This window comes from Chryseobacterium artocarpi, assembly GCF_001684975.1.
GTDB lineage: Bacteria > Bacteroidota > Bacteroidia > Flavobacteriales > Weeksellaceae > Chryseobacterium > Chryseobacterium artocarpi.
The window spans coordinates 1-431 of the sequence record NZ_MAYH01000042.1 but is presented as its reverse complement, the minus strand read 5'-3'; the positions used below and the strand labels follow the sequence as shown (position 1 = coordinate 431).

The following is a 431-nucleotide window of genomic DNA, read 5'->3' as shown; positions in this document are numbered from 1 at the left end:
CTTTGAAATAATGTTTGTGATTGATTTTTCATTTTTTTGAAAGAGTTTATATCATTTAAATCAATAGTAACCATCAAGGTCTGCCGGATCATAAGGATAGATATGGATAATAGTAAGTGAACGTTTCGTAAGTGTCAGACTAGCTTCCTTACACTTTTCAGCTTCCTTAATGGTTGAATATTGATTTTAATTTTTAATGTTCACATTTATTTTGAGAAGTACTGGATCTGTTCTGCAATAGGCCCTAATGTCAATGCAGGGAAGAAAGACAGTGCTGCAATCAGTAAAATCACCGCCAGGGTCATAAATCCGAAAGTAGCCGTATCTGTTTTCAGTGTTCCTGCACTTTCCGGGATATATTTCTTCTGTGCCAACAGACCTGCAATGGCTACTGGTCCTATGATCGGGATAAATCTTGAGAGTAACAGTAC

Annotated in this window: 1 protein-coding gene; it reads right to left on the bottom strand. The window is 36.7% G+C overall.

Features of this window, described 5'->3' with window-relative positions:
• Positions 1 to 206 precede the first annotated feature (206 nt).
• Positions 207 to 431: potassium-transporting ATPase subunit KdpA (locus BBI01_RS14770; RefSeq protein ID WP_165602256.1), on the bottom strand; the 225-nt coding region annotated here is incomplete at its 5' end.